The organism is Pseudoalteromonas sp. McH1-42 (assembly GCF_022347845.1).
GTDB classification, from domain to species: domain Bacteria; phylum Pseudomonadota; class Gammaproteobacteria; order Enterobacterales; family Alteromonadaceae; genus Pseudoalteromonas; species Pseudoalteromonas rubra_D.
This window is the reverse complement of sequence record NZ_JAKRFU010000001.1, coordinates 303,746-310,415: the sequence shown is the minus strand read 5'-3', so window position 1 is coordinate 310,415 and position 6,670 is coordinate 303,746. Positions and strand designations below refer to the sequence as shown.

The 6,670-nt window shown below is 46.4% G+C and carries 6 protein-coding genes; all 6 read left to right on the top strand.

Going from position 1 to position 6,670, the window contains the following annotated elements; all coding sequences use genetic code 11:
• Nucleotides 1-57 precede the first annotated feature (57 nt).
• The 6 genes from MHN31_RS01180 (at nucleotide 58) to MHN31_RS01155 (ending at nucleotide 6,622) form a co-directional block, all read left to right on the top strand.
• Nucleotides 58-1,011, top strand: coding sequence for a TauD/TfdA family dioxygenase (locus MHN31_RS01180; RefSeq protein ID WP_239443217.1), 954 nt, complete (start codon nucleotides 58-60; stop codon nucleotides 1,009-1,011).
• 73 nt (nucleotides 1,012-1,084) lie between these two features.
• Nucleotides 1,085-2,452, top strand: coding sequence for a serine hydrolase domain-containing protein (locus MHN31_RS01175; RefSeq protein ID WP_010380845.1), 1,368 nt, complete (start codon nucleotides 1,085-1,087; stop codon nucleotides 2,450-2,452).
• A 331-nt stretch (nucleotides 2,453-2,783) separates the two neighbouring features.
• Entirely contained in the window at nucleotides 2,784-3,344 is a 561-nt protein-coding gene (locus MHN31_RS01170; RefSeq protein WP_010380848.1) for a DUF697 domain-containing protein, read from the top strand.
• Between the two features lie 97 nt (nucleotides 3,345-3,441).
• Entirely contained in the window at nucleotides 3,442-3,618 is a 177-nt protein-coding gene (locus tag MHN31_RS01165) for a hypothetical protein (RefSeq protein ID WP_164487838.1), read from the top strand.
• 188 nt (nucleotides 3,619-3,806) lie between these two features.
• Nucleotides 3,807-5,468 carry a cyclic peptide export ABC transporter gene (locus tag MHN31_RS01160; RefSeq protein ID WP_239443216.1) on the top strand — a complete coding sequence of 554 codons (1,662 nt, stop codon included), beginning with the start codon at nucleotides 3,807-3,809 and terminating at the stop codon, nucleotides 5,466-5,468.
• A complete protein-coding gene (locus tag MHN31_RS01155; RefSeq protein ID WP_125557291.1) occupies nucleotides 5,465-6,622 on the top strand; it encodes a prohibitin family protein in 1,158 nt (385 codons plus the stop codon). The genes MHN31_RS01160 and MHN31_RS01155 overlap by 4 nt, the downstream gene beginning before the upstream one ends.
• Nucleotides 6,623-6,670: the final 48 nt, after the last annotated feature.

Here is a 6,670-nt window from a genome sequence, read left to right as displayed (position 1 = left end):
ATGTCAAAATTGCGATGTAAATTTTATTTGATACCTAACGAGAAGGATGGGAATAAAATGGATCAGTTACTATCAACAGACATGGATCTCAGTTCCGCCGAAACAGATCAACGGATCCATGATCTCTCAGGACAAAAGCAAAGTGGTCTTGCCTGGGTCAAGGCGAATGTGAAGGAAATTAATGCCTGGGTAGACCGCGATGGGTTTGCGTTACTTCGCGGTCTCAACATCGTCAGCACCAACCAGTTCAGCACAATATTGGAAACGATTTTTGGCGAGCAGTTGAGCCAGTATATCTATCGTTCTTCCCCTCGCACTGCACTGCGCAACAACATTTACACCACCACTGAATATCACGCCGATCAGGTGATCCTGCAACACAACGAAAATGCTTATTCAAATTGCTGGCCAATGAGAATGGGCTTTTTCTGTGTCGTACCGGCAAAAACTGGAGGGGATACGCCACTTGCTGACAGTCGTGAAGTTTATAAACAGCTACCAGAAGCGTTAAGAAATCGCTTTGAAGAGCGCGGCATTATGTATGTGCGCAACTACGGCGATATAGATTTGCCCTGGCAAGAGGTGTTCCAGACACAAAGTCGTGACGATGTAGAAGCGTACTGTTGGAAGAATGACATTCAGTGCGAATGGTTTGACGATGGCAGGTTGCAGACTCGCCAGTTCAGACCTGCGGTGATGACGCATCCGCAGACCGGTGAAAAGGTTTGGTTTAATCAGGCACACCTGTTTCATTGTTCTGCCGTTGACACCGAAATGCCCGACAGCATAGGTACTGACTATTTACCGCGTAACGCTTATTACGGTGATGGCAGTGAGATTGCGAAACAAGATATTGATGTTATCAACCAAGTCTATCGCGATCTGACGTTTTCCTACCCCTGGCAGCGCAACGATATTTTGCTGCTGGACAACATGCTGTATACCCACGGCCGTCAGGCCTACACAGGTACTCGTAAAGTACTGGTGGGAATGGCAAAAGCTGCGCGTTAAGACGCGCATAATGGGGTTTGTTAGTGGTGCTGCGGTTGACAAACAGAGTAGTCAAATTTGAGGAATTCAAACAATGAAATGGTTAAACCCTTCAAGGCTGAATATCATGGTGATGTGCCTGATCAGCCTCGCCCTGGCATCGTGTCTGCAAAATAAAAGTACTGCGAAAGATACTACGATCACCGCATCGCAAATTGAAATGATAGATACGTCTGTCAGGCAATATTGTGATGCCATGGTGTTTTTCGGGACTATTTATATCACTTCTGTAGACAAAGTGGTTTATGAATACCACTGCGGTCCGCAAAACATGCAGTACAACGTGGATAACACGGTTAAATCTAAGTACCGGATTGGCTCAAATACCAAAGCGTTCGCAGCTGCGATCCTGATGCGGATGCTCGAAGGAAAGGACCTCAGAGTGGAAACCGTCGGCGATCATCTGCCCTGGTATCCTAAAAACCAGTGTGCGGACGTCACTTTGCACAACCTGTTGGCCATGTCGTCGGGGATCCCGAACTACAGTGACAACGAAGAAGTCTATAACGACTGGGGTTGGCGTCCTTATTTGTACGACGAAACCCTTAATCTGAACGGCCCTGAAGGGTTTGGCAATCGCTTTTGTACCTGTGAAGAGCAGGGGGGACAGCCGTCTTTCAGCCAGGGTAGCAAGTACGAATACAGTAACTGTAACTATTACCTGGTTGGCAACATCATTGAGCAGCTTGCAGCGGGTACTCAGGGTGACATCGACCGCAGTTTCTGGTTCAGCAATATCCTCAAAGAGCAGATCCTCGATCCGCTGGACATGAGCGAAAGCGGCTCATTTAGTGCCATTGGTATCTACCCAGATATGACGACAGGATACATCTACAAAGATAACCAGTATCTGCCACTGGCCAATGGGCGTCCGCCAGCGACTGGGGGCCCTGCGCCGTATGAAGATATTCTGGTGAACCCTTACAGCAATCCGCTCGTGCTTTACTCAGCCGGTGATATGTATTCAACCGTGGAAGATATGCACAAATGGGATCAGGGTTTGTACACCAACAAAATACTTAATGAAGCCCAGAAACTGGCTGCATTTGCACCTTATTCCAACACCGGTAGCTCCTCATCGTGTGAATACTATGGTTATGGCTGGTTTGTGACCTATATCGACCCAAATCAGTACGGCAAAGTGGCCGATTGTCCGGATGACCCAAGTGAAACAAATCTCAGAAAATACGAAAAATTCTTACAGTATTCAGGCAGCTATCCGTACTCGTGGGTGACCAGTTTTAACCGTCTGTTGGAGCGCGACCAGAACGTAATGGTGTTCAGTAATTACGTTAAAACGGGCACCGAGTCGGATTGTATTGCGCAGGAAATTCGCAACATTATCTTTTATAGCGATAAACACCGTACCGAAGCCTGTCAGACGGTATTGGATGAAGCGTAAAAGTGAATGTGACCGATCAGGTGTGACGACTTGGATTCTACTAAGACACCTGCACCTGATGCGGGATTTGCGAACAGGCTATGCGTATAGGAAGCAATGAAATCAGAACGATGATGTCATCGCTAAGAAAAGATAAAAGCAGTGGTTAACGGCGGTTTTGTATCGTATCCATTGCATTTTAAACGAATTTACTTGCTGTGTTTTAGGACATGGAAAGTGAAAAAGGGCAAGTTAGGGTCTAGGCTTTACCTGACTTGGTGGGTTTAACAACTGTTTATGCCAACTGAATTTTTAATGACGTTGGTACAATTCCAATCATAGAGGAAAAAACATGACAGCGACAAAAACAGCGAAGGATGACAAGGCCACAACGGCTGCTGGCGCTGCTCCACAGCAGGAATCAGCAAATGTTGAGGTTGAGAATCGCGAAGCCGTAGCGCGCATTATTGTCGACAAGTACACCAAATGGTCTTTCGGTACGGGTCTGATCCCAGTACCGGCAATCGACTTGGTGGCCTTGACTGGGGTACAAATCAAGATGATCAGTGAGATTGCTCAAGTATATGGTCAGTCTTACAGCGACAATAAGATCCGCGGTACGGTAAGTGCGGTGATTGGCGGCTCATTCCCACAGTCTTTGGGCGGTGCAGGACTTAGCAGTTTCTTAAAGTCGGTACCAATCATTGGCACGCTTAGCGCACTCGCATTTATGCCAGTGGTATCCGCTGCATCTACAAATGCAGTAGGTTCTACGTTTATCCGACACTTCGAAAACGGCGGCACTTTGCTAGATCTTAATCTGGCAAGCATTAAGGGAGACATCTCTGAAATTGCAGCTAAGTATCGAAAAGATAAAGGCAACAGCACTCAAGACAACCAAGCTACAGCGTAAGTTGAGAGGCTAAAACACAAATAAACCAACGGCGTGTCTGTTGGTTTATTTGCTCATCGGTTAATTGGAACTGCTAGTCAGTTCAGAGGAGCAAATCATGTTAGTTACTTTGTATCTGGTGTTATGTGTACTTTCTGGTTACTGGGGACGCAATACCTTTGCGGGTCCAGTTGGGTTTTTCTTTATTGGCCTAGTATTTACGCCACTGGTGAGTTTACTGGTGTTATTACTGGCTAAAACACGTCTGGCAGAGCCAAGAGAAGCGGAGGAATAACAGAAAATCCGGCATTGCCTAAATTCACTATTTGATTGTGACCAAAAAACAGGCAAGCTGAAAACAGAGGATGTAGATCCTCAAGATAAGATAACAAGGATTGCAGTTCTGACTGCGTCGTAGCGCTCAGTATTATGACCAGTGGCGGACTTTCAGGCCACTGGTAACACAATGAAAAGACAATAAAAATGGTATTATACGATTTAATAAGTCGAAACATTAAAATTAAAAAAAGGACCTTTGTATTACTCGGTTGTATCTCTGGCCTTGCCAATGCACTGGTGCTTGCTCTTATCAACAACGTGGCAGAAAACATTTCTGATATCCACAAGGAAAACCATGTATTTTACTACCTGGTGCTTTTTACCCTGACGGTGTTGATCTACGGATTAACCCAGCAGAGGTTAATGACTAAAGCCGCTAAAATGGTTGAAAAGTCCATTGATCATATGCGGGTTGAGTTATTCGAATCGGTTCGGCATACCGAACTATCGATGCTTGAAAAAATTGGCAAGGAGCGGATTTTCAATACGCTCAGTAAAGAGCTGCAAACCATTTCTCAGTCTGCTCAGCTCTTTGTGATCATTGGTCAGTCTATCAGTCTGGTGTTTTTCACCTCATTGTATATTGCTTATCACTCGGTGATGGCGTTTGTGGTTTTGAGTGTACTGATCATGTTGGGCGGCAGTATCCACCGCTTACGGGCCAATGAAATTCAGCGTAATATGGCGCAGGCATTTCAGAGCGAAAACCAGCTTATCCAGCGCTTGTCGGACTTGCTCGACGGTTTTAAAGAAGTAAAACTGAGCGCACCGAGAGCAGACGACCTGGAACACGAGTTTTCTCTATCTTCTGGCAAGGCGCGGCGCGCACAAACAGTGACCAAAACGTTGTTTGCGACCGACTTTGTCCTTTCTCAGATAACCTTTTTCGCTGCAACCGGTGCAATGGTGTTTTTCGTGCCAGTGTTATCAGATGTTTATCCGGAAGTGGTCATCAAGGTGACGACGGCCTCGTTGTTTTTAATCGGCCCGATCACCAGTATTGTTGGTGGTATTCCAGTGTTCACGACGGCGACGGAAGCGGCGCAAAATGTACTGACGCTCGAGGCAGACCTTAAACGGGAGCAAGCTGAAAATACGGTACGGCGCAATACCCAGGTACAATCCATTGATAGCTTTGAGGAGTTAAGGCTTGAGGGCGCGTATTATCAGCATAATCGTAAGCCTGGCGACAGACCTTTCTTTGTCGGGCCGGTCGACTTAACGGTTAAAAGAGGACAAATTACCTTTATTACGGGTGGTAACGGCAGCGGTAAAACCACGTTTATTCGTATGTTAACCGGTTTATATGAGCTTCAGGCCGGACAAATCTTCCTGGACGGGCGGGCGGTTCACGATGCCGATCGAGAGAGCTTCCGCAGTATTTTTACCTCAGTCTTTGCGGATTTCCATTTGTTTAAACAGCTCTATGGGATCAAGACAACGTCTCAGGAAGATATCGATGAATGGCTGACCTTTTTAGAAATGAACGCAAAGGTCAGTGTGATTGATGGAGAGTTCAGCACCATAGACCTTTCTTCCGGGCAAAGAAAACGCCTGGCACTACTCAGCACCATACTGGAAAATAGGCCGATTTATATTTTTGATGAATGGGCCGCCGATCAGGACCCAATATTCAGACGAAAATTCTATGAACAGGTATTGCCCAGACTCAAGGCCCGTGGCAACACGGTGATCGCAATTACACATGACGACGCCTATTTCCATCTGGCGGACGTGCATTTGAAGATGGTAGAAGGACAACTAATGGAACATCATGAAGTAGAAACAGATGGAGTACCGTCATGAATATTATCCTGCCTCCTGATCTGGCACTCATAGGGCTGGCAGGTGCCTGCCTGTTGATCCTTATTGCCAACTTGGTAATGCGGGCACTCAGGCGTTACAAGCCGGCCTGGCGTAAACGCATATTATCCTGGCGCTTCAGAGCCGGTTTAACCATATTGATCTGTTTGTTTCTAATCGTGGCATTGGTGCCGTTTATTTTTATCCGGGTTGACTCTGGTGAGGTCGCTGTTTTGTGGAAGCGCTTTGGTGGAGGTACGTATCTGGAACAGCATTTTAGTGAAGGTACTGTGCTGGTTATGCCTTGGGACAAGTTGGTAATTTACAACGGACGTTTTCAGACGGCACATGAGAGCATAGATGCAATCACCAGCGAGGGTCTCAGAATAACACTCAATGTCACGGTCAGGTATCGTCCTGTCATTGAACATGTGCCTTATCTACATCAACTGGTGGGGCCCAAGTACCTGGAAGAAATGGTGTTGCCGGAGGTGGCCTCTGCGGTACGCATGATAGTGTCAAGATATCGTGCTGAGCAGGTTTACAGTCATCAACGGATAAAAGTGCAAAAAGAGCTGCTTGAAGAAGTGCTGCATGAGTTACACCTTCAGGAAGAGACGATTTTAGAGCAAACAGGCCACATGAAAGATGGTCATACCTTAGTTAATTTAGACGATATGCTGATCAAACGGGTAGATGTGCCGGATAAAGTACATGAGGCAATTATTTCTAAGGTAAACCAGAGCTACCTGAATGAGGAATACGCAATGCGTCTTGAAGTAGCAAAGAAAGAAGCACAGCGTAAGAAAACGGAAGCTCAGGGTATTGCTGATTTTCAGGAAACCGTAGCTGGCGGTATTTCTGAAACTTACCTGAGGTGGCGCGGTATTGAAGCCACCATCGAGCTGGCAAAATCGAACAATGCTAAAGTGGTTGTGATTGGTAGCGGCAAAGACGGGCTGCCATTGATCCTGAACACAGAAAGCAGCTTGAATGGATCTGTACCAAACCTGGTTCAGGACTCGGCCAATTTGGTTAAAGCGGAGGAAGCGACAAAGCCTGTGCCTGACTACGTAAATAGTGTAATTAAACCAGGTGAGCCTATGAGTACACATCATATGAGCTCAGCAAAATCTGGGGAACCATTGCATAAGTGATAAGGCCTGAATCGTCTTTGCGTCGTCAATGGAGCCCGAGTTGAGCAC